30 protein-coding genes are annotated in these 25,857 nt (G+C 59.6%); 19 read left to right on the forward strand and 11 right to left on the reverse strand.

Translation table 11 applies throughout. The features are described from left to right. The 8 genes from ACJ8IP_RS00005 to ACJ8IP_RS00040 all read left to right on the forward strand — a co-directional run. A partial coding sequence (locus ACJ8IP_RS00005) for a phage tail sheath protein (RefSeq protein WP_442524266.1) occupies positions 1 to 1,134 on the forward strand: 1,134 nt, incomplete at its 5' end. Positions 1,135 to 1,149: 15 nt separating this feature from the next. Beyond that, positions 1,150 to 1,659 carry a phage major tail tube protein gene (locus tag ACJ8IP_RS00010; protein WP_023447563.1) on the forward strand — a complete coding sequence of 170 codons (510 nt, stop codon included), beginning with the start codon at positions 1,150 to 1,152 and terminating at the stop codon, positions 1,657 to 1,659. A 54-nt stretch (positions 1,660 to 1,713) separates the two neighbouring features. Beyond that, on the forward strand, positions 1,714 to 1,995 hold the full coding sequence (locus ACJ8IP_RS00015) for a phage tail assembly protein (protein ID WP_015379104.1): 282 nt from the start codon (positions 1,714 to 1,716) through the stop codon (positions 1,993 to 1,995). A 32-nt stretch (positions 1,996 to 2,027) separates the two neighbouring features. Further along, positions 2,028 to 2,150, forward strand: coding sequence for a GpE family phage tail protein (locus tag ACJ8IP_RS00020; protein WP_102984926.1), 123 nt, complete (start codon positions 2,028 to 2,030; stop codon positions 2,148 to 2,150). After that, positions 2,143 to 4,989 (forward strand): phage tail tape measure protein, encoded by a 2,847-nt coding sequence (locus tag ACJ8IP_RS00025; RefSeq protein ID WP_163964855.1) that lies wholly within the window; start codon positions 2,143 to 2,145, stop codon positions 4,987 to 4,989. The genes ACJ8IP_RS00020 and ACJ8IP_RS00025 overlap by 8 nt, the downstream gene beginning before the upstream one ends. Before the next feature lie 4 nt (positions 4,990 to 4,993). Then, the gene (locus ACJ8IP_RS00030) at positions 4,994 to 5,479 is read left to right on the forward strand and encodes a phage tail protein (RefSeq protein ID WP_128868874.1); all 486 of its coding nucleotides are present in this window, start codon (positions 4,994 to 4,996) and stop codon (positions 5,477 to 5,479) included. After that, positions 5,476 to 6,624, forward strand: coding sequence for a phage late control D family protein (locus ACJ8IP_RS00035; protein WP_128868875.1), 1,149 nt, complete (start codon positions 5,476 to 5,478; stop codon positions 6,622 to 6,624). The genes ACJ8IP_RS00030 and ACJ8IP_RS00035 overlap by 4 nt, the downstream gene beginning before the upstream one ends. 99 nt (positions 6,625 to 6,723) lie before the next feature. Then, the gene (locus ACJ8IP_RS00040) at positions 6,724 to 6,942 is read left to right on the forward strand and encodes a DNA-binding transcriptional regulator (protein ID WP_072265518.1); all 219 of its coding nucleotides are present in this window, start codon (positions 6,724 to 6,726) and stop codon (positions 6,940 to 6,942) included. A 293-nt stretch (positions 6,943 to 7,235) separates the two neighbouring features. On the opposite strand, the gene ACJ8IP_RS00045 is transcribed toward ACJ8IP_RS00040, so the two are convergent. Then, positions 7,236 to 8,924 (reverse strand): aspartate:alanine antiporter, encoded by a 1,689-nt coding sequence (locus ACJ8IP_RS00045; RefSeq protein ID WP_004938680.1) that lies wholly within the window; start codon positions 8,922 to 8,924, stop codon positions 7,236 to 7,238. 294 nt (positions 8,925 to 9,218) lie between these two features. On the opposite strand from ACJ8IP_RS00045, the gene ACJ8IP_RS00050 reads away from it, so the two are divergent. Next, positions 9,219 to 9,608 (forward strand): inner membrane protein YbjM, encoded by a 390-nt coding sequence (locus tag ACJ8IP_RS00050; RefSeq protein WP_033642521.1) that lies wholly within the window; start codon positions 9,219 to 9,221, stop codon positions 9,606 to 9,608. A gap of 39 nt (positions 9,609 to 9,647) precedes the next feature. Here the strand turns inward: ACJ8IP_RS00050 and ACJ8IP_RS00055 are convergent, their stop codons facing one another. Then, positions 9,648 to 9,911 (reverse strand): GrxA family glutaredoxin, encoded by a 264-nt coding sequence (locus ACJ8IP_RS00055; RefSeq protein WP_004938676.1) that lies wholly within the window; start codon positions 9,909 to 9,911, stop codon positions 9,648 to 9,650. 230 nt (positions 9,912 to 10,141) lie between these two features. Here ACJ8IP_RS00055 and ACJ8IP_RS00060 point away from each other — a divergent pair, with 230 nt between their 5' ends. The 9 genes from ACJ8IP_RS00060 (at position 10,142) to rlmC (ending at position 18,467) form a co-directional block, all read left to right on the forward strand. Further along, a complete protein-coding gene (locus ACJ8IP_RS00060; protein WP_042784084.1) occupies positions 10,142 to 10,456 on the forward strand; it encodes a YbjC family protein in 315 nt (104 codons plus the stop codon). A gap of 56 nt (positions 10,457 to 10,512) precedes the next feature. After that, positions 10,513 to 11,415 carry a 30S ribosomal protein S6--L-glutamate ligase gene (gene rimK / locus ACJ8IP_RS00065; RefSeq protein ID WP_033642523.1) on the forward strand — a complete coding sequence of 301 codons (903 nt, stop codon included), beginning with the start codon at positions 10,513 to 10,515 and terminating at the stop codon, positions 11,413 to 11,415. A gap of 136 nt (positions 11,416 to 11,551) precedes the next feature. Next, the gene (locus ACJ8IP_RS00070; protein WP_004938666.1) at positions 11,552 to 12,031 is read left to right on the forward strand and encodes a YbjN domain-containing protein; all 480 of its coding nucleotides are present in this window, start codon (positions 11,552 to 11,554) and stop codon (positions 12,029 to 12,031) included. A gap of 406 nt (positions 12,032 to 12,437) precedes the next feature. Then, on the forward strand, positions 12,438 to 13,547 hold the full coding sequence (potF, locus tag ACJ8IP_RS00075; protein ID WP_164106160.1) for a spermidine/putrescine ABC transporter substrate-binding protein PotF: 1,110 nt from the start codon (positions 12,438 to 12,440) through the stop codon (positions 13,545 to 13,547). Positions 13,548 to 13,667: 120 nt separating this feature from the next. Then, entirely contained in the window at positions 13,668 to 14,801 is a 1,134-nt protein-coding gene (gene potG, locus ACJ8IP_RS00080; protein WP_089191441.1) for a putrescine ABC transporter ATP-binding subunit PotG, read from the forward strand. Between the two features lie 24 nt (positions 14,802 to 14,825). Continuing rightward, on the forward strand, positions 14,826 to 15,788 hold the full coding sequence (potH, locus tag ACJ8IP_RS00085; protein ID WP_042784087.1) for a putrescine ABC transporter permease PotH: 963 nt from the start codon (positions 14,826 to 14,828) through the stop codon (positions 15,786 to 15,788). Then, positions 15,785 to 16,630, forward strand: a complete 846-nt coding sequence (gene potI, locus ACJ8IP_RS00090) for a putrescine ABC transporter permease PotI (RefSeq protein WP_147880284.1) — start codon at positions 15,785 to 15,787, stop codon at positions 16,628 to 16,630. Before potH ends, potI begins: the two co-directional genes overlap by 4 nt. A gap of 161 nt (positions 16,631 to 16,791) precedes the next feature. Continuing rightward, complete coding sequence (locus ACJ8IP_RS00095; protein ID WP_047024958.1) at positions 16,792 to 17,271, forward strand: YbjO family protein; 480 nt, start codon at positions 16,792 to 16,794, stop codon at positions 17,269 to 17,271. A gap of 68 nt (positions 17,272 to 17,339) precedes the next feature. Further along, positions 17,340 to 18,467, forward strand: a complete 1,128-nt coding sequence (gene rlmC / locus ACJ8IP_RS00100) for a 23S rRNA (uracil(747)-C(5))-methyltransferase RlmC (protein WP_262825329.1) — start codon at positions 17,340 to 17,342, stop codon at positions 18,465 to 18,467. Here the strand turns inward: rlmC and ACJ8IP_RS00105 are convergent. The 8 genes from ACJ8IP_RS00105 to ACJ8IP_RS00140 all read right to left on the reverse strand — a co-directional run bounded on the left by ACJ8IP_RS00105 (position 18,464) and on the right by ACJ8IP_RS00140 (position 23,717). After that, positions 18,464 to 18,748, reverse strand: coding sequence for a type II toxin-antitoxin system RelE family toxin (locus ACJ8IP_RS00105; RefSeq protein ID WP_033633469.1), 285 nt, complete (start codon positions 18,746 to 18,748; stop codon positions 18,464 to 18,466). The genes rlmC and ACJ8IP_RS00105 overlap by 4 nt on opposite strands. After that, the gene (locus ACJ8IP_RS00110) at positions 18,738 to 18,989 is read right to left on the reverse strand and encodes a type II toxin-antitoxin system Phd/YefM family antitoxin (protein ID WP_004928423.1); all 252 of its coding nucleotides are present in this window, start codon (positions 18,987 to 18,989) and stop codon (positions 18,738 to 18,740) included. Before ACJ8IP_RS00110 ends, ACJ8IP_RS00105 begins: the two co-directional genes overlap by 11 nt. 101 nt (positions 18,990 to 19,090) lie before the next feature. After that, on the reverse strand, positions 19,091 to 19,825 hold the full coding sequence (artJ, locus tag ACJ8IP_RS00115; protein ID WP_015377297.1) for an arginine ABC transporter substrate-binding protein: 735 nt from the start codon (positions 19,823 to 19,825) through the stop codon (positions 19,091 to 19,093). A gap of 198 nt (positions 19,826 to 20,023) precedes the next feature. Next, positions 20,024 to 20,692, reverse strand: a complete 669-nt coding sequence (gene artM, locus ACJ8IP_RS00120; protein ID WP_033650651.1) for an arginine ABC transporter permease ArtM — start codon at positions 20,690 to 20,692, stop codon at positions 20,024 to 20,026. Beyond that, positions 20,692 to 21,408: an arginine ABC transporter permease ArtQ gene (artQ, locus tag ACJ8IP_RS00125; RefSeq protein ID WP_072627968.1), complete on the reverse strand. Its 717-nt coding sequence runs from the start codon at positions 21,406 to 21,408 to the stop codon at positions 20,692 to 20,694. The genes artM and artQ overlap by 1 nt, the downstream gene beginning before the upstream one ends. Positions 21,409 to 21,417: 9 nt before the next feature. Continuing rightward, positions 21,418 to 22,149, reverse strand: coding sequence for an arginine ABC transporter substrate-binding protein (artJ, locus tag ACJ8IP_RS00130; RefSeq protein WP_004928409.1), 732 nt, complete (start codon positions 22,147 to 22,149; stop codon positions 21,418 to 21,420). A 32-nt stretch (positions 22,150 to 22,181) separates the two neighbouring features. Next, positions 22,182 to 22,910 carry an arginine ABC transporter ATP-binding protein ArtP gene (gene artP, locus ACJ8IP_RS00135; RefSeq protein WP_089192582.1) on the reverse strand — a complete coding sequence of 243 codons (729 nt, stop codon included), beginning with the start codon at positions 22,908 to 22,910 and terminating at the stop codon, positions 22,182 to 22,184. A gap of 264 nt (positions 22,911 to 23,174) precedes the next feature. Beyond that, a complete protein-coding gene (locus tag ACJ8IP_RS00140; protein ID WP_033642535.1) occupies positions 23,175 to 23,717 on the reverse strand; it encodes a lipoprotein in 543 nt (180 codons plus the stop codon). A 159-nt stretch (positions 23,718 to 23,876) separates the two neighbouring features. Between ACJ8IP_RS00140 and ACJ8IP_RS00145 the strand changes: the two genes are divergently transcribed. Beyond that, a complete protein-coding gene (locus tag ACJ8IP_RS00145) occupies positions 23,877 to 24,200 on the forward strand; it encodes a heavy metal-binding domain-containing protein (RefSeq protein ID WP_004928400.1) in 324 nt (107 codons plus the stop codon). Between the two features lie 53 nt (positions 24,201 to 24,253). On the opposite strand, the gene ACJ8IP_RS00150 is transcribed toward ACJ8IP_RS00145, so the two are convergent. Continuing rightward, positions 24,254 to 25,819 carry a DUF3300 domain-containing protein gene (locus ACJ8IP_RS00150; RefSeq protein WP_342204891.1) on the reverse strand — a complete coding sequence of 522 codons (1,566 nt, stop codon included), beginning with the start codon at positions 25,817 to 25,819 and terminating at the stop codon, positions 24,254 to 24,256. Between the last annotated feature and the right edge of the window lie 38 nt (positions 25,820 to 25,857).

Genomic DNA, 25,857 nt, shown 5'->3' on the forward strand with positions numbered 1-25,857 from the left:
ATCAACGACGGCACCCGCGTTATTTCCACCGTATCGACGGCAATCGTCGGCATGGTCTGCACGGCGGAGGATGCCGACGCGTCGGTTTTCCCGCTCGATACCCCGGTACTTATCACCGACGTGCTGGCCGCTTCCGGCAAGGCCGGTAAAAAAGGCACGCTGGCGGCGTCGCTGCGGGCGATCGCCGAACAGGCGAAGCCAGTCACGGTGGTTGTTCGCGTTGCCACCGGCAAAGACGCGGCGGAAACCACCTCCAACATTATCGGCGGCGCGAATGCGGAAGGCCGCTATACCGGCATGAAAGCGCTGTTATCTGCACAGGCTGAGCTGGGCGTTAAGCCGCGCATCCTCGGCGTGCCGGGGCTGGATAATCAGGAGGTCGCGACGGCGCTCGCCGGTATTTGCCAGCAGTTGCGCGCGTTCGGCTATATCAGCGCCCACGGCTGTAAAACCGTGCAGGAGGCTACCAAGTACCGCGACAATTTCAGCCAGCGCGAGCTGATGCTGATCTGGCCGGATTTTGTCAGCTGGAACACTACCGCCAACCAGAGCGACATCGCCTACGCCACCGCCCGCGCGCTGGGCCTGCGTGCCAAAATCGACACGGAAACCGGCTGGCATAAGACGCTTTCAAACGTCGGTGTTAACGGTGTGACCGGCATCACCGCCAGCGTGTTCTGGGATTTGCAGGCGCCCGGCACCGATGCCGACCTGTTAAACCAAGCGTGCGTCACCACCCTTATTCGCAAAGACGGCTTTAAATTCTGGGGTTCCCGCACCTGTTCCGATGATCCGTTGTTCCTGTTCGAGAACTACACCCGCACCGCGCAGGTGCTGGCCGATACCATGGCCGAGGCGCACCTATGGGCCGTTGACCGCCCGGTAACGCCTACGCTGGTGCGCGACATGATTGACGGCATCAACGCGAAATTCCGCGAGCTGAAATCCGCCGGGCTGATTATTGACGGTAATTGCTGGTACGACGAAAGCGCCAACACCAAGGAAACCCTGAAGGCGGGCAAGCTGTTTATCGATTACGACTACACGCCGGTGCCGCCGCTGGAAGATTTAACCCTGCGCCAGCGTATCACCGATCGCTATCTGGCGACGTTTGCGGCATCCGTGAACCGCTAAAGGAGACGTTAGAACATGGCACTGCCGAAAAAACTGAAATACCTGAACCTGTTTAACGACGGCTACAGCTATATGGGCGTGGTGTCCTCGCTGACGCTGCCGAAGCTCACCCGCAAGCTGGAGAAATACCGGGGCGGCGGCATGAACGGCGCGGCCTCCATCGATATGGGGCTGGACGATGACGCGCTGGCCGTTGAGTGGTCGATGGGCGGCATTGATGAGCTGGTGCTGAAGCAGTGGGGCGCCGTCGATGCCGTGCCGCTGCGCTTTGCCGGTTCCTTCCAGCGTGACGACACCGGCGAGGTGTCCGCTGTGGAAGTGGTGATGCGTGGCCGCCACAAAGAAATTGACTTTGGCGAGTACAAGCAGGGCGAGGATACCGAAACCAAGGTTTCCACCGAGTGTACTTACTTCAAGCTGACCGTGGACGGCAAAGAGCTGATCGAAGTCGATACCGTGAACATGGTCGAAAAGGTCAACGGCGTTGACCGGCTGGCCGAGCATCGCAAGGCGATCGGCCTGTAATTTTTGCGCCAGCCTGCCGGGCTGGCCCTTTTCCCCCTGATTTGAGAGAACACCATGAAAGACGCAAAAGAAAATACCGTTACCCTCGACACCCCGATCCAGCGTGGTGAAACCACCATCACCGATGTGCAGGTGATTAAACCGAACGCGGGCGCGCTGCGCGGCGTCGGGCTGGCGGCAATCGCCAACGCCGACGTTGACGCGCTGCTGGTTGTGCTGCCGCGTGTGACCGTGCCGAACCTGACCAAAGAAGAATGCGCGCGCCTTGAGCTGCCGGATTTGGTGGCGCTGGCCGGGAAAGTGGTCGGTTTTTTGTCGCCGAACTCGGCGGCGTAATCCCTGACGCCCGGCTGGGCGTTGATGACCTGATGGCGGACATCGCGGTGATCTTCCACTGGCCGCCGTCTGAAATGGCCGGAATGACGCTCACGGAGCTGTTGAACTGGCGCCATATGGCACTGCAACGCAGCGGAGTTAATCACGATGAGTAAAAGCCTGCAGCTACAGGTGCTGCTGAAGGCCGTAGACCAAGCCACCCGCCCGCTAAAGAGTATCCAACAGGCCAGTAAATCACTGGCCGCTGACATCAAAACCACGCAGCAAACCCTCAAGGCTCTGGACGCGCAAAGCGCCCGGATTGACGGGTTTCGCAAGGCGCAGGGGCAGCTTGCCGTTACCGGCAAGGCACTGAAGAAAGCCAAGGAAGAGGCGGCCGCGCTGGCCGTCCAGTTCAAGGCGACGGAAAAACCCACGGCGCAGCAAGCGCGCTTACTGGAGGCATCAAGGCGCGCCGCCGCCGAGCTGCAGACGAAATACAACGGCCTGCGCCAGTCGGTGCAGCGCCAGCGTGACGCGCTCAACGCTGACGGCATCGCTACCCGGAACCTGAGCGCAGAACAGCGCCGGTTGAAGGCCAGCGCCAGCGAAGCCACGACAGCGCTGGGCCGCCAGCGCGGCGAGCTGGATCGCCTGAGCAAGAAACAAGATCAGGTTAACCGCGTCGGCGCGCGTTACCGTGCCGGGCAATCGGCAACCGCGGCTGTCCGTAATACCAGCGCGGCCGGGCTGGGTATCGCTACCGCCGGGCTGGTCGCTGAAGGGGCGTTTATTGCGCCGGGGGTGCAGTTCGACAGGCAGATGTCAGACACACAAGCCACGTTAGGGCTGGCGAAAAATGACCAGCAACTGGCCGCCATTCGCCAGCAGGCGCGGGATATTGGCGCCACCACTGCGTTTTCGCCGACGGACGTCGCCCGCACGCAATCGGTGCTCGCCAAGTCCGGCTTTAACGGCGATGCCATTCTGAAATCGACCGAGTCAACGGTAAATCTGGCGCTGGCCTCCGATCTGGACATCGCCGACGCGGCCGACATCATCACCAACATGCAATCGGCGTTTAACATGCCGATAGACGAGATCCAGCGCGTCGCGGACGTGATGACCAAAGGTTTCACCAGCTCGAACAGCAACCTGATGGATTTTGGCGAGGCGATGAAGTACGTCGCGCCGATCGCCGAGGCGGCCGGGGCCAGTATCGAGGACACCACCGCCTTGCTGGGTGTGTTGGCCGATAACGGCATCAAGGGGTCTATGGCCGGTACGGCGGCCAGTGCGATGTTTACGCGGTTACAGGCGCCCGTCGGGCAGGCGGCTGATGCGTTGTCAGAATTGGGCGTAAAAACAAAGGACGGCAAAGGGAACATGCTGCCGATCGCGAACATCCTCAAGAAAATTAACGGCTCGTTTAAAACCAACAAGCTCGGCACCGCGCAGCAGGCCGAATACCTGAAAGTCATTTTCGGCGAAGAGGCGATGAAAGGCGCTATCAAGCTGATTGATGCCGCCGGTAACGGCAAGCTGAGCGAAAAACACAGCACCGTCACCCAGTCAAAAGGGGCTACGGCCCAGATTGCCCGAGTGAAGGTGGACAACCTCGACGGCGACCTGAAAAACCTGTTTTCTGCGTGGGAAGATGTTCGCATTGAGGTGTTCGACGGCCAGAATTCAGCGCTGCGCAAACTCACGGTTTCCGCCACCGAATGGCTCACCAAGGCCGGGGCATGGGTGAAGGCTAATCCTGAGCTGGTCGGCACGCTGGTGAAAGTCACGGCGGGCGTTACGGCCCTGATCGGTGGCCTCGCTGCGCTGGGCCTTATTGCATGGCCGGTGATGGCCGGGGTCAATATGTTGATCGCCGGGGCCGGGCTGCTGGGAACGGTCTTTACCACCGTCGGCGCCGGGATTGCGGCCGCATTCAGTGTGATCACCTTGCCGGTGGTTGCGGCGGCGGCGGTGATTGCCGGTGTGGCGTTGACTATCCGTAAATACTGGGAGCCTATCAGCGCCTTTTTGACGGGCATCGGCGAAGGCTTCAGCGCCGCTTTCGCGCCGATGCGCGCCGCGCTTGTCCCGCTGGCAGGCGCATTTACGCCGCTGCTTAGCATGGTGCGCAACGTGTGGCAGTGGTTCTGCAAGCTGATCGAGCCGGTGAAATCCTCACAGGCCGAACTCCAGACCGCCGCGCGCTATGGCCGCATGTTTGGTGAGTGGATCGCGGCCGGATTGAGCCTGCCGCTGCAGCTGTTGGGCGGATTGCCCGGCCTGCTGACCGGCATCTGGGGCGTTGCGAGCGGTATCGCGGAGCGTGCCGCCGCCGTCTGGGACACCATCGGCGAGCGTGTTAACGCGGCATGGCTGGCGCTGAGCGCCGCCACGGTTCAGGCATGGGATCGGCTGACTGGCTGGCTTAATGGCAAATGGGAGGGGCTGGTAAACGGGGCTAAAGCGCTGCCGGGGCAGTTCAAAGAAGCCGGGATGAACATGATTAACGGGGTCATTGACGGCATTAGCGAGCGCTGGCAGGCGCTGAAAGACAAGTTTTCCAGCCTCACGGATATGCTGCCGGACTGGATGAAATTTGGCGACGATGAGGCGGAGGTTAACCCGGCGATTTCATACAATCGCCCGGCGCCTGAGCTGATGCCGGGGCCGGGCTATGCGGGGGCATTCGACAAGGGCGGCATCATCCCGCGCGGCCAGTTCGGCATCGTCGGCGAGCGTGGCCCGGAGATTGTCAACGGCCCGGCCAACGTCACCGGGCGCCGGAAAACGGCGGCGCTGTCGGCGGCGATGTTATCGCTGTCAACGCCGGTGATGGCGTCGGCCCCGGCTGCCGCATCCGCTACGGCGCCAGCCCCGATCACGATTCAGGTGTACGGCGCCCCCGGTCAAGACGCGGCATCTATTGCGCGCGAAGTCTCGCGCCAGCTTGAGGCCGAACGACGCAAACACGCGGCTGCCGCGCGCAGCCGCATGAACTACGAAGGGTAAAACCATGATGTTAACGCTGGGCCTGTTTGTTTTTATGCTGCAGACGCTGCCGTATCAGTCCATGAGCCGCAACGCGGAATATCGCTGGCCGAGCAACGCCCGCGTTGGCCTGCGCCCGGCGGCGCAATTTCTGGGGATGGATGAGGAAAAAATCACGCTGTCCGGGGTGCTGCTGCCGGAGATCACCGGCGGCCGCTGGTCACTGCTGACGCTGCAACTGATGGCCGAGCAGGGCCGGGCGTGGCCGCTGATTGAAGGCACCGGCACGATTTACGGCATGTTTGTGATCGAGTCGATTTCTGAAACGCATTCCGAGTTTTTCGCCGACGGCAGCCCGCGCCGCACAGAGTTCACGCTCAACCTGAAGCGGGTCGATGAGTCCCTGTCTGCGATGTTTGGCGATCTGCGCCAGCAGGCCGGGGAACTGTACGATAAAGCCGGAGAGATGGCCGGGAAGGCCGCCGGTGCTATGGGAGGATTGTTTTCATGATCACCGGCGTAAGCCTGCCAGCGGGGGCGCGAGTTGCCCCGGATTTCTCGCTGTTGCTGCAGGATAGCGACATCACGCAGAACATCCGCAAGCGGCTGATTTCTCTGTCGCTGACGGATAACCGGGGCTTTGAAGCCGACCAGCTCGACATCGAGCTGGACGACAGCGACGGACTGATGGCGATGCCTCAGCGCAATGCGGTGCTGTCGCTGTCGCTCGGCTGGCAAGGCTCGCCATTGACGCCAAAAGGTCAGTTTACTGTCGATGAGGTCGAACACCGGGGCGCGCCGAACACGTTGACTATTCGCGCGCGTAGTGCGGATTTTCGCGGCTCGCTGAACACCCGGCGCGACGAGTCCTACCACGATACTACCCTGGGTGGCATTGTGCAGAAGGTGGCTGCACGCAATAAGCTGAAAGCCTCGCTGGCCGCCGGTCTGGGCACCATCAAAATCAGCCATATTGACCAGACACAGGAGACGGACGCGGCATTTATTACCCGACTTGCAACGCTCAACGGCGCGGTGGCGGCGGTGAAAAATGGCGCTCTGCTGTTGTTGCGACCGGGGAACGGCGCCACGGTAGGCGGGAAGGCGTTGCCGGTGTATACAATCACCCGGCAGGATGGCGATCAGCACAGTTTCAGCATTGCCGATCGGGATGCCTACACAGGCGTAACGGCGAGCTGGCTCAATACAAAACAGCCGAAGCCGAAGAAAGTGAAGCTGCAGCGCAAGCCAAAAGAGCAGCATTTGCGCGCGCTGCAACACCCGAAGGCGAAGCCGGGCAGCAGTAAAAAACCGGGGAAACCGGCGGAGGTAGCGAAAGGCGATTATCTGGTGGGGGCTGACGATAACGTGTTTGCGATCACCAAAATTTACGCCACCAAGGCCGCCGCGATGCGGGCAGCACAGGCGAAGTGGGAAAAGCTTCAGCGCGGTGTGGCTGAGTTCTCACTGTCGCTGGCGATGGGCCGGGCCAACATCACCCCGGAAACGCCGGTACGCGTCAGCGGGTTTAAAGCGGCGATCGATGCGCAAGACTGGATAGTGAGCAAAGTTACGCACAATTTGAGTAACGGCGGTTTTACGACGGCGCTGGAGTTTGAGGTTTTGCTGTCGAATGTGATTTATGAAGTCTCGTAATGTGAATTGATGTTTTGTAAATTCACTTAAAGGTAGTTTTGTTCTCGATCGGGCGGAGTATTATCGCGACAAATGAGAGATTGAGAAGGGAATATCAACATGATGCATTGCCCGCTTTGCCGAACTGCCGCCCATGCCCGCACAAGCCGCTATCTAAGTGAGAACACTAAAGAGCGTTATCATCAATGCCAAAACATAAATTGCAGTTGTACTTTTGTGACGTTGGAATCTATTCAGCGGCAGATCGTATCACCGGGCAAAGTTGATATCGCTCCGCCACACCCAACCCGCAGCAATCAGGGAACACTTTGGATTTAACAAGAAGCCTGCGAAAGCAGGTTTTTTTATGTCCGTAAAATGGCTGTCGCCACTTTGTCGCCACAGGGTAGTTATGTGTTTTGCGACGCATTGTTTTATAAGGATATTTTTTCAAGGCAACAAAAAACCCGATAATCTTGAACCTAAAAGGCGGGATTATCGGGCTCCACAAAATGGGGACATCAAAGAAAAGCAGTGGCACTAATTCAGACTGCGGCCCCCAACGAAAGTTCTGGCCAGCGACAAAAAAATCAAAATATTTTTATCGCCGATCCATCTCTCTTGCTAATCGATCAGCCGAGTATGCCCGGCCATAGCACCACGATGAGTGAACCCGCCAGCGTTAACAGCACGTTAGCGATGGCGTAGGTGCCGGCGTAACCCAGCGCCGGGATGTTGCTACGCGCGGTATCGCTGATGATCTCCATCGCCGGTGCGCAGGTGCGGGCGCCCATAATCGCGCCGAACAGCAGGGCGCGGTTCATGCGCAGTACGTAGGCGCCGAACAGGAAGCAGATAATCACCGGCACCAGGCTGACGATCAGCCCGGCGATCAGCATCTGGCCGCCGACCGCGCCCAGGCTGTGGCCGATGCCGGCGCCGGCGCTCAGGCCTACGCCCGCCATAAACACCATCAAGCCGAACTCTTTCACCATGTTCAGCGCGCCCTGAGGAATGTAGCCGAAGGTCGGGTGGTTGGCGCGCAGGAAGCCGAGCATAATGCCGGACATCAGCAGGCCGGCGGCGTTGCCGATGCCGAACGAGAAGTTGCTGAACTGTATGGTGATCTGGCCGATCAAAAGGCCGATGATGAAGAAGGCGCAGAACGCCAGCAGATCGGTCACCTGGCTGTGAATCGAGATAAAGCCAATTTTCTCCGCCACGCTCTTCACCCGGCGCGCGTCGCCGCTCACCTGCAGCACGTCGCCTTTGTTGAGCACGATGCTGTCGTCGATCGGCATTTCGATCTGGCTGCGGATCACGCGGTTGAGGAAGCAGCCGTGGTCGGTCAGCTTCAGCTGGCTCAGGCGTTTGTTCACCGCGTTGCTGTTCTTCACCACGATCTCTTCGGTCACGATGCGCATGTCGAGCAGATCGCGGTCAAACACTTCCTTACCGTTGCGGAAGCTCGGATCCAGCCGCGCGTGGGCGTCCGGGTAGCCGACCAGCGAAATCTCATCGCCCACCTGCAGCACCGCGTCACCGTCCGGGTTGGCCAGAATGCCGTTGCGGCGGATGCGTTCGATGTAGCAGCCGGTCTGGCGGTAGATGCCCAGCTCGCGCAGGTTCTTGCCGTCAGCCCAGGCCACCAGCTCGGGGCCGACGCGGTAGGCGCGGATCACCGGCAGGTAGACCTTGCGCTGGCTGTCGGTGTCCAGGCCGCGTTCACGAGCGATTTGCTGGGCGGAGGTGGACAGATCCTGGTGCTGCAGCTTCGGCAGGTAGCGCGCGCCAAAAATCAGGCTGACCAGACCGATCAGGTAGGTGAGGGCATAGCCGAGGCTCAGATGATCCTGCGCCGCCAGCAGCGCCGGGCCGTTGACGATGGTGTTGCGCAGCGTATCGCCGGCCCCCACCAGCACCGGCGTGGAGGTCATCGAGCCGGCCAGCATGCCGGCGGTCAGGCCGATGTCCCAGTGGAACAGCTTGCCGAGACCGATGGCGATCACCATCGCCGAACCGACCATCACCAGCGCCAGCATCAGGTAATTTTTGCCGTCGCGGAAGAAAATCGAGAAAAAGTTAGGCCCGGCTTCCACCCCGACGCAGAAAATAAACAGCATGAAGCCGAGATTCAGCGCCTCGGTGTTAATGGCGAAGTGTTGCTGGCCGAGCAACAAGGAAACCACTAAAACGCCAATGGAATTACCGAGTTGGACGGAGCCCAGACGGAGTTTACCGAGGCACAGCCCCAGCGCGAGTACCACGAACAGTAACAGAATGTAGTTACCGTTTAACAAACTAGCGACGTTTATGTTCACGGAGGATAACTTATTGTTTACCAGTAAGTGCTTGATATAGATAACTATAAGAGATAAATTCAGCCTTAAAACGACGTCATAAATCACCACCAGCAGAAAGCGAAGCGAACCATCGTTCGGCGGCGTTCATTCTAGACGCTATGACCGATGACAGCCAGCACAGAAAGCTGATTTCCTGCGCCGCCGTGCGCATTTAACTCTCTTTTGGCCAAGGAAAAAATTCGGTTCAGCGTCACCTCACGGGTGGCTGGGCTGATTTCTATTGATGCGGTAATTGGGCGGGGGAGAATTCGCATGACGAGTTATCGATATTGGCTGGGCATTCTCAGCTGTTTTCTGTTGTTCAACCTGGTGTTTCTCGGCCAGCAAACCGGCCTGTTCGGCAGCACGGATCATGAGCACCACGGGGAAACCGGCCTGCTGCTGTTTGTGATCCCCGGCGCGATCGCCAGCTATCTGTCGAGCCGCAAGCGGCTGCTGTGTCCGCTGCTGGGGGCGCTTTATGCCTTGCCGCTCTGCCTGCTGATCCGTCACTTCTGGCTGACGCCGTCCTATTCGTTCTGGCAGGAGCTGGCTTACGCCACCAGCGCGGTGTTCTGGTGCGTGTTCGGCGCGATGCTGATGCTGTTCGCCCTCGGTCTGTTGCACACGCTCCAGCAGCTGCATCGGCGGCAGCGGCAATAAAAAAAGGCGCGTTAAGCGCCTTTTATGTCGTTCAAAAACTTACTGGAACAGGTTCAGGTGTTCTTTAGCGTAAGCTTCGAAATCGGTGCAACCGCCGATGTGCTTCTCGTCCAGGAAAATCTGCGGAACGGTTTCAACCGGTTTACCGACGGTTTTTTCCAGATCGGCCTTGGTGATGCCTTCCGCGTGGATGTCAACGTAACGGAAGTTGAAATCGTCGCGTTCTTCAGTCAGTTTTTCCGCCAGTTCTTTAGCGCGGACACAATAAGGACAGCCAGGACGCCCGAAGATTACTGCAAACATGCAACGCTCCTTAATTGGATTTTCAAAAAATTGTTCGCTACCGCAACGACATCCCGTCACCGAAAAAGTCATTACCTGCGTCAGATGGCGCCTACTATGCCCGTTGAGGCGGTGAAAAAAAAGCAGGAATTACCTGTTAATCTGATTCATGTAACCAATTAGTCTGCCGGGGCTGTCGTCGTCGACGGGAATTCACTACACTGGGGGCAGACCTTCTGGAGAAGAAAAATATGCGTTCATTCGGTGACTTACCGCGCCCAGTGCTGGTGTTGGAAGGGCTGGGCATCGTGATGCTGGTATTGGCCTACCTCAGCATTCACGGGCACCTGCAGCTGCCGGGCTGGCTGGCGTCGCAGCAGGCGGCGGTCGGCATGATTTTCCTCGGCGTGGCGCTGATGGTGCCGGCGGCGGCGTTTCTGGTATGGCGCGTGGTGCAGGGGTTCGGGCCGCTGATGCGCGGCGGCCTGCCGCCGGAAAACGATCGCCGCAAGCCGCAAGATACGGACGTATCGAAAAATCATCAGGACAGCGATCCGCGCGCCTGAGCGCCGCGGCCGCTAACCCGCCTGCGGGGCAGGCGTTGGCCTTTTTGGGGTGACGAGTGAAAATTGCCATTCTTTCTCGCGACGGATCGCTCTATTCGTGCAAGCGGCTGCGTGAAGCGGCGGAAGATCGCGGGCACAGCATCGATATCATCGATCCGCTTTCCTGTTATATGAACATCAACCCGGCGGCGCCGACCATTCACTATCGCGGCCGTCAGTTGGAGCGTTATGACGCGGTGATCCCGCGCATCGGTTCCGCCATCACCTTTTACGGCACCGCGGTGCTGCGCCAATTCGAGCTGCTTGGCAGCTACCCGCTCAACGAATCCGTGGCCATTACCCGCGCCCGCGACAAGCTGCGTTCGCTGCAACTGTTGGCCCGGCAGGGTATCGATCTGCCGATCACCGGTTTCGCCCATTCACCGGACGATACCGGCGATCTGATCGAACTGGTCGGCGGCGCGCCGCTGGTGGTCAAGCTGGTGGAAGGCACGCAGGGCATCGGGGTGGTGCTGGCGGAAACTCGCCAGGCGGCGGAAAGCGTGATCGACGCCTTTCGCGGCCTGAACGCCCATATTCTGGTGCAGGAGTACGTGCGCGAAGCGCAGGGCCGCGACGTGCGCTGCCTGGTGGTGGGCGGCCGGGTGGTGGCCGCCATCGAGCGGCAGGCGAAGCCCGGCGAGTTTCGTTCCAACCTGCACCGTGGCGGCAGCGCCCGCAAAGTGACCATCACCGCCAGGGAGCGGGCGATTGCGGTCAAAGCGGCGAACACGCTGGGGCTGGACGTCGCCGGGGTGGATATCCTGCGCGCCGAGCGCGGCCCGCTGGTGATGGAGGTCAACGCCTCACCGGGGCTGGAAGGGGTGGAAACCACTACCGGGCTGGACATTGCCGGCATGATGATCGAATACATCGAGCAGCGCGGCCGGCCGGGGTTCCGCCTGAAATCGGGCGGCTGACGGTACGCGCGTTGCGCTTTTCCCGCCGAGCAATATCTTAATTAGTGAATTAAGCCGCATTGATCGTGGCGTATCGGGTGAATATTCCGTAAGCTATGCGCCTTTTCGCGTTTTGAATATTGTGAGGCTGGTTATTATGGATTCACTCATTGTCCCCGATTTGGCGCTGTTGCGGCGCTGGCTGGATCAGTCGGGCATTTCTTTCTTTGAGTGCGATTCCTGCCAGGCGCTGCACCTGCCGCACATGCAGAACTTCGACGGCGTGTTCGACGCCAAGATAGATCTGGTGGACAACGTCATTCTGTTCTCCGCGCTGGCCGAGGTGAAGCCGACCGCGCTGATCCCGCTGGTGGCGGATCTGAGCCAGATCAACGCCAGCTCGCTGACCATCAAGGCCTTTGTCGACATTCAGGACGACAACCTGCCGAAGCTGATCGTCTGCCAGTCGCTGAGCGTGGCGGTCGGCATCACCTACGAGCAGTTCACCCACTTCATGCAGCAGGGCGAAGAGCAGGTCTCGATGGTGATCCTCGAGGCGCGGGCGAACGATCTGCTGTTTATGGGGGATGAAGAAGAGATCCCCGCTGGCGCCGTGCGTCAGCCGATGCTGCACTGATCCTCGCTGTACCTTAAGCATGCCGTCGCTCCGGCGGCATGCTGCCGTGACTCCCCTCCGCAATTAAATATTCTGCACTTTGGCCTCTGCCGCCCGATCTTTCTCGGCTTTTACGCCGTTAATGCCGTATCACATAGAGAAAAATTGCATAAAAAATCGATAAATGGCGTTTTTTACCCTGGGGGCTGGCGGGTTGCGATGGCAGCGGCTATGCTGCTGATTCTGCAAAGGGCTTGCGATTTCCCTTGTAACCACGCGAGCAGGGCAGTGCAAAAAGGCGCATGCAATCATATGCATAGCCATTCATTTCGCGGTTGCAACGATTGCGCTCAATCAGGAAAGGTTTTGTATCGCTGCAGATACAAGTTCAATTCTATGATTTACCCTGTTTTGGAGGAAGTTACGGATGGTCACCCAACGTAAAAAGTGGTTATCGGGTGTGGTTGCCGGTCTGTTGATGGCCACGTCCGTCACGGCGTCAGCCGAAGAGAAAACGCTGCACGTGTATAACTGGTCCGACTATATCGCGCCGGATACCCTGGCCAAATTCCAGAAAGAAACCGGTATCAAAGTGGTGTACGACGTCTTTGACTCCAACGAAGTGTTGGAAGGCAAACTGATGGCGGGCAGCACCGGTTACGATTTGGTGGTCCCTTCATCCAACTTCCTCGAGCGTCAGTCGCAGGCCGGCATTTTCGAGCCGCTCGACAAGAGCAAGATCCCCAACTACAAAAATCTCGATCCCGAGATGCTGAAGCTGGTGGCGCATAACGACAAAGACAACAAATACGGCATCCCTTACATGATGGTGACCACCGGCATCGGCTATAACGTCGACAAGGTGAAGGCGGTGCTGGGCAAAGACGCGCCGGTCAACAGCTGGGATCTGATCTTCAAGCCGGAAAACCTGGAGAAGCTCAAGAGCTGCGGCGTCTCCTTCCTCGATGCGCCGAGCGAGGTCTACGCCACCGTGCTGCATTATCTGGGCAAAGATCCCAACAGCACCAACGCGGCGGACTACACCGGCGCGGCCAACGATCTGCTGCTGAAGCTGCGACCGAACATCCGCTATTTCCACTCTTCTCAGTACATCAACGATCTGGCGAACGGTGACATCTGCGTGGCGATCGGCTGGTCCGGCGACGTGATGCAGGCGGCCAACCGCGCCAAAGAGGCGAAGAACGGCGTGAATGTGGCCTATGCGATCCCGAAAGAGGGGGCGCTGACCTACTTTGACATGTTCGCCATGCCGGCGGACGCCAAAAGCAAGGACGCTGCCTACCAGTTCCTGAACTTCCTGCTGAAGCCGGACGTGATGGCGGACATCAGTAACCACATTTACTACGCCAATGCGGTGAAAGACTCCACGCCGCTGGTGAACGCCGAAGTGCGCGATAACCCGAACGTCTATCCGCCGGCCGATTTGCGCGCCAAGCTGTTCACGCTCAACGTGCAGTCGCCGAAGCTGGACCGTGTCATTACCCGCGCATGGACTAAAGTTAAAAGCGGGAAGTGATGATGGGGGAGCCCCCCATCGTCGGTAAACCGGCAGGCGGGTGTTCCCTGCCTGCATTGCCGTTTTGGGCCACGGCGCTCGCCGTGGTTTTGTGCCGCTTTACGCCGGAGAGCACCCCGATTGAACGACGCTATTCCTCGTCCTCAAGCCAAGTCGCAGAAGGTTTTCACCCCTCTGCTGGAAATCCGTAACCTCACCAAAACCTTCGACGGGCAGAATGCGGTCGAAGACGTCAGCCTCACCATCTATAAGGGTGAGATCTTTGCGCTGCTTGGCCCGTCCGGCTGCGGCAAGTCCACCTTGCTGCGCATGCTGGCCGGTTTTGAACAGCCGACGGAAGGGCAGATCGTGCTCGACGGGCAGGATATGTCGCATGTACCGCCGTACCAGCGGCCGATCAATATGATGTTTCAGTCGTACGCGCTGTTCCCGCACATGACCGTGGAGCAGAATATCGCGTTTGGCCTTAAACAGGACAAAATGCCGCGGGCGGAGATCGCCGAGCGGGTGGCCGAAATGCTGGCGCTGGTGCACATGCAGGAGTACGCCAAGCGCAAACCGCACCAGCTTTCCGGCGGCCAACGGCAGCGGGTGGCGCTGGCGCGCAGCCTGGCCAAGCGGCCGAAGCTGCTGCTGCTGGATGAGCCCATGGGCGCGCTGGACAAGAAGTTGCGCGACCGCATGCAGCTGGAAGTGACCGACATTCTCGAGCGCGTCGGCGTGACCTGCGTTATGGTGACGCACGATCAGGAAGAAGCGATGACCATGGCGGGGCGCATCGCCATCATGAACCGCGGCAAGTTCGTGCAGATCGGCGAGCCGGAAGAGATCTACGAGCATCCGAACAGCCGCTTCAGCGCCGAATTTATCGGTTCGGTCAACGTCTTCGACTGCGTGCTGCAAGAGCGCCACGACGATGCGCTGATCCTGCAAAGCCCGGGGTTGCGCCATGCGATCAAAGTGGATCCGGACGCCTCGGTGGTGGACGGCGTGCCGATCCAGGTCGCGCTGCGGCCGGAAAAGATCCTGCTGTGCGAACAAGTGCCGGAAGACGGCTGCAACTTCGCGGTGGGGGAAGTGACGCACATTTCCTATCTGGGCGATCTGTCCATCTACCACGTGAAGCTGCACAGCGGGCAGATCATCAGCGCCCAGCTGCAAAACGGCCATCGTTTCCGCAAGGGGATGCCCACCTGGGGCGATGAAGTGCGTCTATGTTGGGAAACCGACAGCTGCGTCGTGTTGACGGTGTAGTGGATCCGGTGAGGAGTAACCCGTATGACCCTGCTTTCTGAACGCGCGCCGGAACCGCCGGCCAAAGCGCCTGGTGCCCTCAGGGCGCTGTTCCATCGCCTGCTGATGGCCCATGGCCGCAAGCTGGTGATCGCGCTGCCGTATTTATGGCTGACGCTGCTGTTTATGCTGCCTTTCCTGATCGTGTTCAAGATCAGCCTGGCAGAGTTGGCGATGGCGGTGCCGCCTTACACCGAGCTGATGAGCTGGGTGGACGGCAAACTGAACATCGCGCTCAACTTCGCCAACTACCTGCAGCTGACCGACGATCCGCTGTATATCGACGCCTATCTGCAGTCGCTGCGCGTGGCGGCGGTTTCGACGTTGTGTTGCCTGATCATCGGCTATCCGCTGGCCTGGGCGGTGGCCCACAGCAAGGCGTCGACCCGCAACATCCTGCTGTTGCTGGTGATCCTGCCTTCCTGGACCTCGTTCCTGATCCGCGTCTATGCCTGGATGGGCATTCTGAAAAACAACGGCACGCTGAACAACTTTCTGATGTGGTTAGGGGTGATCGACCAGCCGCTGGTGATCCTGCACACCAACCTGGCGGTGTATATCGGCATCGTCTATTCCTACCTGCCGTTTATGGTGTTGCCGATCTACACGGCGCTGATCCGGTTGGATTACTCGCTGGTGGAGGCGTCGCTGGATCTGGGCGCCCGGCCGCTGAAAACCTTTTTCAGCGTGATCGTGCCGCTGACGCGCGGCGGCATCATCGCCGGCTCGATGCTGGTGTTCATTCCGGCGGTGGGGGAGTTCGTGATCCCGGAGCTGCTCGGCGGGCCGGACAGCATCATGATCGGCCGCGTGCTGTGGCAGGAGTTTTTCAATAACCGCGACTGGCCGGTGGCCTCGGCGGTCGCCACCATCATGCTGCTGTTGCTGATCGTGCCAATATTGTGGTTCCACAAGCACCAGAACAAGGAAATGGGAGGCCAGGCATGAACAACTTGCCGGTAGTGCGTTCACCGTGGCGCATCGCCATCCTGACTGTCGGCTTTACCTTCCTGTATGCGCCGATGCTGATGCTGGTGATTTACTCCTTCAACAGCTCCAAGCTGGTGACGGTGTGGGCCGGCTGGTCCACGCGCTGGTATAGCGAACTGTTCCACGATTCGGCGATGATTAGCGCGGTGGGGCTCAGCCTGACCATCGCCGCCGCCGCCGCCACTGCCGCGGTGGTGCTGGGCGCCATCGCCGCGGTGGTGATGGTGCGTTTCGGCCGTTTTCGCGGCTCGACCGGCTTCGCGTTTATGCTGACCGCGCCGCTGGTGATGCCGGACGTGATCACCGGCCTGTCGTTGCTGCTGCTGTTCGTGGCGATGGGGCACGCCTTCGGTTGGCCGTCGGAGCGCGGCATGTTCACCATTTGGCTGGCGCATGTCACCTTCTGTACCGCTTATGTGTCGGTGGTGATCAGTTCGCGCCTGCGCGAGGTGGATCGCTCAATTGAAGAGGCGGCGATGGACCTGGGGGCGCCGCCGCTGAAGGTGTTTTTCGTCATCACCTTGCCGATGATTGCGCCGGCGCTGATCTCCGGCTGGATGCTGGCGTTTACCCTGTCGCTGGACGATCTGGTGATCGCCAGTTTCGTCTCCGGCCCGGGCGCCACCACGTTGCCGATGCTGGTGTTCTCCAGCGTGCGCATGGGGGTAAATCCGGAAATTAACGCGCTGGCCAGCCTGATCCTGCTGGTGGTGGGCATTCTCGGCCTGATCGCCTGGTGGTTTATGGCGCGCTCGGAAAAACAACGATCGCGTGAATTGCAGCGGGCGGCCCGTAGCTGAATCGTAACAAACCTGCTATTTTTGCAATCAATAAGTATTGCAACTAACTACCTGACTTTACATGCGCCATTTGAATGGCTCCAATGAATTTCACACTGCCGCCAACAACGCGGCAATGTGAAAGGCGTAGGGGCAGTGGCGCGTCGTAGCGGAACACGGATATGTCAGACATGCTGAAAAGCGGGCAGGGAATAAGATCGACTTCGGATGCGCCGGTGCCGGTGATGGTGGCGGGCACCGCCATGGTGGCGATCAAATGTATCAGCGTGGTGCTGCTGCTGGGCGAGCTGGGCGTCGACGGCGCGAAGGAGTTTGTCAGCACCAGCGCGCAGGCGTGGGATTCCACCTTTATCTTTCTGGCCGGGCTGATGCTGCTGTGCCTGCAAATCAGCTGCGGTTTTGCGGTGATGCGCGGCCGCAACTGGGGGCGCTGGGGCTACGTGGCCTGTCAGTGCATCGTGGTGCTTTACCTGCTGCTGGCCACCATCGGCAGCGTCTTCCCCGAGGTGTTCACCGTGGAAGGGGAAACCAGCGGCCAAATCCTGCACGTTCTGATACTGCAAAAGATCCCCGACGCGGTGATCCTGGCGCTGCTGTTCGTCCCCACCGCCAGCCGCCGCTTCTTCACCGCGCGCAAGTGAGATTTTAGGCGCGCGGAGTGGTAAACTCTGCGCCCTTAATTCGTCATCCTGGACTTCACGGTATCTTCATGCATTGCGCTTTGTATACGGCGGGCACCTGCCGTTCCTGTCAGTGGCTGGAAAAGCCCTATCCGCAGCAGCTGGCCGACAAACAGCATCACCTGCAATCGCTGCTGGCCGGGCGCGATGTCGCACAGTGGCTGCAGCCGGTGGCGGGGGAGCTGAGCGCATTTCGCAATAAAGCCAAGATGGTGGTCAGCGGCAGCGTGGAGCGCCCGCTGCTCGGCATGCTGCACCGCGACGGCACGCCGGTCGATCTGAGCGACTGCCCGCTGTATCCCGCCGGTTTTGCGCCGATGTTTGCGGTGCTGAAAAGCTTCATCGCCCGCGCCGGCCTGACGCCGTATAACGTGGCGCGCAAACGTGGCGAGCTGAAATACCTGCTGCTGACCGAAAGCACGCTCGACGGCGGCGTGATGCTGCGCTTCGTGCTGCGCTCGGAAACCAAGCTGGCGCAGCTGCGCGCCGCGCTGCCGTGGCTGCAGCAGCAGCTGCCGCAGCTCAAGGTGATCTCCGCCAATATTCAGTCGGTGCATATGGCGATCATGGAAGGGGAGCGCGAGATAGCGCTGACCGAACAGCAGGCGCTGGAGGAACAGTTCAATCAGGTGCCGCTGTTCATCCGCCCGCAAAGCTTCTTCCAAACCAACCCGCAGGTGGCCGCCGATCTGTATGCCACCGCCCGCGACTGGGTGCGCGCGCTGGGTATCGACAGCATGTGGGATCTGTTTTGCGGCGTCGGCGGTTTCGGTCTGCACTGCGCGCAGCCGCAAACTCGCCTGACCGGCATCGAAATCAGCGCGGAAGCGATCGCCTGCGCGCGCCAGTCGGCGCAGCGATTGGGGTTGCTGCAGGTCGATTTTCAGGCGCTCGATTCCACCCGCTTCGCCACCGCCGAAGGGCAGGTGCCGCAGCTGGTATTGGTCAACCCGCCGCGCCGCGGCATCGGCCAGGCGCTGTGCGATTATTTGAGCCGGATGGCGCCGGATTACATTCTGTATTCCAGCTGCAACGCCGAGAGCATGGCGAAAGATATCGAGATGTTGCCGGGATACCGCATCGAACGGGTGCAGCTGTTCGACATGTTCCCGCATACCGCGCACTACGAAGTGTTGACGCTGTTGGTGCGGCGTTAAAGGCGCTTTTTGGCAGCGGTGTAAGCCGCTGAACGTTCGCGTTTGCCCACAGACAGGACCAGAACCACGATCTCCGTTTCCATGACGCGATATACCAAACGAAAGCCTGAGGCTCTGAGTTTGATTTTGTAGCAATCGGGCAAACCGGCGAGTTTGTTGGCGGGGACGTGGGGATTAACCAGCACCGATGCCAGCTTTTTTTTGAACTGTTCCCGGATCACCGGGGACAGTTTTTTAAATTCCTTCAGCGCATGTTCTTCGAATTCAAGCTTATAAGTCATCCAAATTGACCTTAATGCGTTTGCCGTTCATCCGTGAACGAACGATTTCAGCGAGTTCGATATCTTCCAGGTATTCCGCGATCGCCTCCCAGGTTTCCGGAGAGACGTAATATCCCGAAATCTTACCGTTGGTCAGGACGGCGACCGGTTGCCCTTGTGCCTCTTTAAGGGCGGCGTTGGGCGATTTCTTAAAATCGCTGATGCTGACAGCCGAGTCGGCAAGAATGGGTTGAACCGTCATGATGTTATCCTTGATGCTAAATTCAGTATCAAATTTAGCACTAACCGAATGGGGTGGCAATCGGATGGAGCCGCCGAAGGATGGCGACTCCACATGCGGACTTACTGCGGGAACCATTTGTCGTTGATGGCCTTGTAGGTGCCGTCGGCCTTGATGGCGTCCAGCGCGGCGTTCAGCTTGGCCAGCAGCGCCTGATTGTCCGGGCGCACCGCGATGCCGAGGCCGGTGCCGAAGTATTGCGCATCGGTGATATGTTCGCCGACCGGCGCCAGCTGCGGGTTGGTTTTGAGCCACTCGTTCACTACGGCGGTATCGCCGAAGACGCCGTCGATACGGCCGTTTTTCAGTTCCAGAATAGCGTTCTGGTAGCTGTCGTAAGAGACGGTGTTAATCTCCGGGTGCTTGTCCTGCATGTATTTCTGGTGGGTGGTGCCGTTTTCCATGCCGAGCTTTTTGCCTTTCAGATCAGCCAGCGAGCTGAACTTGCCTTTTTGCGCGATCACAATCGCCGAGTTGGCATAGTAAGGTTGGGTGAAGGCGACCTGTTTGCTGCGCTCCGGCGTGATATCCATACCGGAAATCACCGCATCGTATTTTTTGAATTTCAGCGCGGCGATCAGGCTGTCGAACGCCTGGTTGGTGAAAGTGCACTGCGCCTGCATCTGTTTGCACAACGCGTTGGCCAAGTCGATATCGAAGCCGACGATCTGGTTGTTGGCGTCCAGCGATTCGAACGGCGGATAGGTGGCGGAGGCGGCGAAGCGGATAGTCTCGGCTGCGGTGGCGTTAAAGGTCATTCCGGCCAACATCGTCGCGGCAAGCAGCAGTTTTTTCATGCGTAGAGCTCCTGTCTGGATCCTGAAAGTGATTATTTCGCTATCGTTTGTTTTTACTGGTAATCGCCAGAGGTTTTTGCGAGGACACCTGCTGACAACCCTGCCACTGAGTGAATTAAAATGCAATATAAATGATTAAATATTGCAATGGGGATAAAAAAAGCCCCGCGCAATGGCGGGGCTGGAGAGGGGATGGCTTCAGTTGCGGCGCTCAAACGCCAACGCGCGGCGCTCCACCAGCCGCATCAGCAGCGTCAGCAGGCCGTTGACGCACAGATACACCAGACCTGCGGCGCCGAACACCATCACGTCGTAGGTGCGGCCGTACATCAGCTGGCTATAGCCCATCACTTCCATCAGCGTGATGGTGTAGGCCAGCGACGTGCTTTTGAACACCAGCACCACTTCGTTGGAGTAAGACGACAGCGCGCGCTTGAAGGCGAACGGCAGCAGAATGCGCAGCGTCTGCCGGCGCGACATGCCAAGCGCTTCGCACGACTGCCATTGTCCGGCGGGGATGGCGCGCACCGCGCCGTAGAACAGCTGCGTGGTATACGCCGCGCTGTTCAGCGCCAGCGCAATCATCGCGCACAGCCAGGGCTGCGACAGCAGGTTCCACAGCCACGGGTAGTCGCGGATCGCCGGAAACTGACCTGGGCCGTAGTAGATCAGGAAGATCTGCACCAGCAGCGGCGTGCCGGTGAACAGCGTCACATAGGCCTTGACCAGCGGCGTCAGAACCGGCGTTTTCAGCGTCAGGATCACCGTCAGCAGCAGCGACAGCAGCAGCGCGACCAGCAGCGCGGCGACGGTTAGCGTCAGGCTGGTATGCAGCCCTTTGAGGATTTCCGGTAAATATTCAATCATCAGACCGGCCCCCGCTCAAACCGCGTGGCGCGCAGTTCAATGCGCTTGATGACGTATTGGCTGAACAGCGTCACCAGCAGATAGATGGCCGCCGCGATCACGTACCAGGTAAAGGGTTCCTGAGTGCGGGTGGCGATGCTTTTGGTTTGCAACATCAGATCGTTCACGCTGATCAGCGACACCAGCGCGGTGTCTTTCAGCAGCACCAGCCACTGATTGCCGAGGCCGGGCAGGGCATGGCGCCACATCTGCGGCATGATCAGGCGAAAGAAGATCGCCGCTTTGCCGAGACCCAGCGCCTGGCCGGATTCCCACTGCCCCTGCGGCACCGCTTTGAGCGCGCCGCGCAGCGTCTGCGAGGCGTAGGCGGAATAGAGCAAGGCCAGGGCGATCACCCCGCACAGGAACGGGCTGACTTCGAAATTGTCGATCGCCAGCTGAATCGGCAACTGAAACAGACCGAGGTTAAGGGTAAAGCCGTCGGAGAGCATCAGCAGCAGCTGCGACGAGCCGAAATAGATAAACAGCACCACCAGGATTTCCGGCAGGCCGCGCAACACGGTCACCCAGGCGGTGCCGAGCCAGCTGATGGCTTTCCAGCGGGACGATTCCCATACGGCGAACAGCATCGCCAGAATCAGACCGAGGATCAGGGCGCAAACGGCAAGGCCGACGGTCATGCCGGCGGCGCTTGCTAAAGGTTGTAATTCATTCATCGGGGCGTATTACTGCTGGAACCATTTCTTGTAGATGGTTTCATAGGTCCCATCCTGCTTGATCTTGTCCAGAGCGGCGTTGAACTTGCCCTGCAGATCGGTGTTCTTCTGGCGCACCGCGATGCCGAGGCCGGTGCCGAAGTAGTCTTTGTCGGTCACTTTGGCGCCCACTGCCGCCAGCGCGTCATTCTGCTTCAGCCACTCGTTGACCACCGCGGTATCGCCGAACACCGCATCAACGCGGCCGTTCTTCAGATCCAAAATGGCGTTCTGATAGCTGTCGTAAGGCACGGTGGTGATTTCCGGGTGCTTGTCGGTCAGGTATTTCTGGTGGGTGGTGCCGTTTTGCACGCCGACTTTCTTGCCTTTCAGCGCCGCCACGTCGGCGATTTTGCCTTTCTGCGCGATGAACAGCGCCGAGTTATCGTAGTAAGGCTTGGTGAACAGCACCTGCTTCTCACGCTCCGGCGTAATGTCCATACCGGCCATCACCGCATCGAAGCGCTTGAACTTCAGGCTCGGGATCAGGCTGTCGAACGCCTGGTTGGTGAAGGTGCACTCGGCCTGCATCTCTTTGCACAGCGCGTTGGCCAGATCGACATCAAAACCCTGAATCTTGTTGCCGGCGTCAATAAATTCAAACGGAGGATAGGAGGCTTCGGTAGCGAAACGGATGGTTTCGGCTGCGGAGGCGGAAACGCTGATGCCGGCCAGAACGGCGGCGATTATTAGTTTTTTCATCGCAAACTCCCCAAATTACAGCAAGTTAATTTTTAGTGTGATAAGTAGTTGGCAAACTCGGTGGTCCGCGGCTGCGTGAAGTGGCTGCTGTCGCCTTGCTCCACCACATGGCCGTTTTCCATGTACACCACGCGGCTGGCGGTCTTGCGCGCCACTTCCACTTCATGGGTGACGATCACCTGAGTGATGCCGGTGCCGGCCAGTTCGCGAATGATGCTGACGATCTGGGCGGTGATTTCCGGATCCAGCGCTGCGGTCGGTTCATCGAACAGCAGCACCTGCGGCTCCATCATCAGGGCGCGAGCGATCGCTACGCGCTGCTGCTGGCCGCCGGAAAGGTGCAGCGGAAAGCGATCGGCGAAGTCGGTCAGGCGCAGACGCTTGAGCAGCTTGTCGGCGCGCTCCATTGCCTGAGCCTTGGTCAGACCCAGCACGCGGCAAGGCGCTTCGATCAGGTTCTGGACCACGGTGAGGTGAGGCCACAGGTTGTATTGCTGGAAGACCATGCCGACATTTTGCCGCAGTTCGCGAATGGCTTTTTCGCCCGGCGCCTGCTTGAAATCGAATTGGTTGCCGGCGATCTTTAGCTGACCCGAACGCGGCATTTCCAGCAGGTTCAGCACCCGCAGCAATGAACTTTTCCCGGCGCCGCTTGGGCCAAGCAGCACCAGGGTTTCCCCGGCTGGACATTCCAGCGTGATGTCAAACAGCGCCTGGTGAGCGCCGTAATAGCAATTGATACCGTTAAGTTGAATACTCATGCGCCAGAATTGAATAGACATTGATGCCGCAAATGTTAACTTCCACAGAATACTTATGCAATCTTTGTGCGTTAAAATTTATGAGTGTGCGGCGGGACAGTAAAAGATTAGCACAAGATACCGCGACTCAGGCCGAGGGAGGGGATTTGTGGCGCAGGCTGTGAGATCGGTAGCGAAATTTTTTCTATCGGACGAAATCTGAGCGGCGCAAGGGGAGACGGGAACGACCGACGCGGCGGGCCCGCGTCGGCCGGGGAGTGCGGGTTATCGGTTTTCCAGCACCTGACGCACGCTGCCGTTGGTGGCGTGTGCTGGAACATTCAGGTAGCGAATATCATCAACCACCCAGCAGGTGCCTTCGCGCACCATCAGCACTTCGTCTTGCCAGTTCACGGTACTGTTGGCGTCTTTCTGGTAGCTCAAGTCAACGCGCAGCGGGATGTTCTTCGCATCGGTGTTGGGAATGGTCGAGGCGCTGGCGACGGACGCGCTGCTTGGCCCTTGCGCGTTGCCGGAGAACAGATCGCCGGTTATCTGATGCTTGCCCGGATTTTGAGCGGCGCTGACCAGATCCTGATACAGCACTTTGCTCAGATAAGGCTGCAGCTGCGCCAGGCGGTTGCTGTCCGGCAGGCTGGAACCTTGCTGGATGCGCAGGTCATAGAACTTTTGCGCGACCGTATCCGGGCCGCCTTCCACACAGCTGCCGCTGCGGGTGCCGATATCCTTGTATGCCGGTTCCACCGTGGTACAGGCACTCAGCAACAGCGCTAAGGGTAAAACAGCCGCAATCGTTTTTGTTTTCATCTTATTACCTTATGTGAAAGTCTCTACCATGAAGACCGATAGCTTACAGTATAAATGCGTTTTTTGGCCTTGCATTCGTACTGCGTGCCATTGATTAAGCGAACATAATGCCAATCTTCTGGTCATAGATACGTTGAATTAATCAAACAAGGAGTTCTGATGCAGCTTTCAACTACCCCGACCCTGGAAGGGTTTACCATCACCGAATACTGCGGCGTCGTCACCGGCGAAGCGATCCTCGGCGCCAACATTTTTCGTGATTTCTTCGCCGGCGTGCGCGATATCGTCGGCGGCCGCTCGGGCGCTTATGAGAAAGAGCTGCGCAAGGCGCGCCTGATCGCATTCGAAGAGCTGGAAGACCAGGCGAAAGAGCTGGGCGCCAACGCGGTGGTCGGCATTGATATCGATTATGAAACCGTTGGCAAAGACGGCAGCATGCTGATGGTGACCGTCAGCGGCACCGCGGTGAAAGTGAGCCGCTAACGCCATGCTTTCTTTTCGCCCCGGCCATTCCGCCGGGGCGACATCCTCTTGATTTATCCCACCTTGTGCTGCTCGACGATTGGGCGGTGTTCCTGCGGCTTCGTGGGCACCGGCTCCTGGCGATGCGGCATCGGCTGAACGGACGTCTGATGGCGCTGCGGCGTCGGGGCCGCATGCGGCATGATGCGCTGTTGCGGCGCCGGCATCGGGCTTATCGCCGCCGGATGCTGCGGCGCTGCCGGTTCGCGGATCACCGGCTGAGCGATGTGTGGGGCCTGCAGAACCTGCGGGCGCGCGACGGCTGGATGCACCGGCGCAGCGGCCGGTATTGGATGCGTTTGTAGCGGCGCTGAATGTACGGCTGTCGGCTGCTGCGGGTGAGGTGCCGTCGGAACGGCATGCGTGAACGTCGGCGTGCTCATCGGCTGCTGTGCATGAGGCGCGATGACCGGCTGTCGCACGTGCGGGACGGCCGCTACCGGCTGGTGTATGGCTATCGGCTGCTGTACATGAGGCGCCACCGGCTGGGTATGCGCAAAGTTCGGCAACGTCATCGGCGCGTGGGCCGCAGGCGCGACGTGCGGCTGTTGCGGCGCGCCGATGGGCGTCGGTTGAGTGACGCGGGGCGCCGGCGCGGCGGCGGTATTGTAGTTGTTCACCGTGCTGGTGCTGCTGCGATTCACAGTGTTCACGTTGTTATATTGGTTGATGTTGGTGACGCGATTCACCACGGTGGTGGAGTGTGAGACATAGGGCGCATTGCGGTAGACCACCGGCTGGCGGCGATCGTCCCAGCGCATATCCCAGCTGTGCCAGCCGCTGTCGTGCTGGTTAAGCAAGGTAGCCACCGCGATGCCGACGCCGAAGCTGATCACGCCGGCCGCCAGCATGTCGCCGCCGCTGTAGCCCGAGGGCTGATACTGATAGCTCGGATAGGCCGGGACCGGCGTGCCGTAGGCTTGCCAGGGATCGTAATGCGGGACGTAAACCGTATCCGGCTGGCTGGGTTCGATAACGATGGTCTCGCCCGGCGCCGCCACCACGCGCTGGCGATAGGGCTGCTGTTCGACATAATGCGTCGTCGGCGCCACGACGATGCGCTGCTGCGGGGTGTTTTTCAGCGTGCCTTGGTTGGCCGCCCGTTGACGCATCACCTGAATGGCGTTCATCACGTCGGTGGGATCGTTCAGGTAGGCGCTGCCCAGGGCGGTGGTCCAGGGGATGTTTTTCGCCATTTGATCGAGCACGTCGGGGAATTGCACCAGGCCGCGCACGCTGGGATCCCAGGGCTGAGCGTCGGCCGCTGAGCTGAGCGCCGCCGGTTGCAATCCGCGGTTTTGCGCCAGCCAGGCATCCGCGGCGCTGATTTGGTCAGGATAGCCCGCGCCGGCCAACACCTGCGCCAGCAGCTTGTCGGGGAACAGCGCCACCGGGCTGACCAACTGGTACAGTTGATCGGCGCTCAGTGGCGTATAGGCCGGCGCGCTGGCACTCGTGACGGGCGCGGCCGAGGGCGGGGCGCTCCCGCCCATCGCGTCGGCGACTTTTTGCCGATCGCAGCCGCTGAGCGGCAGCATGGCGGCACAGAGCAACCAGGACAGATAGCGTGGCGTGAACATGTTCGACTCCGCTCTTTCAGCGCAGATGATACTTTGAG

Source organism: Serratia sp. CY52157 (genome assembly GCF_052168495.1).
GTDB classification, from domain to species: domain Bacteria; phylum Pseudomonadota; class Gammaproteobacteria; order Enterobacterales; family Enterobacteriaceae; genus Serratia; species Serratia ureilytica.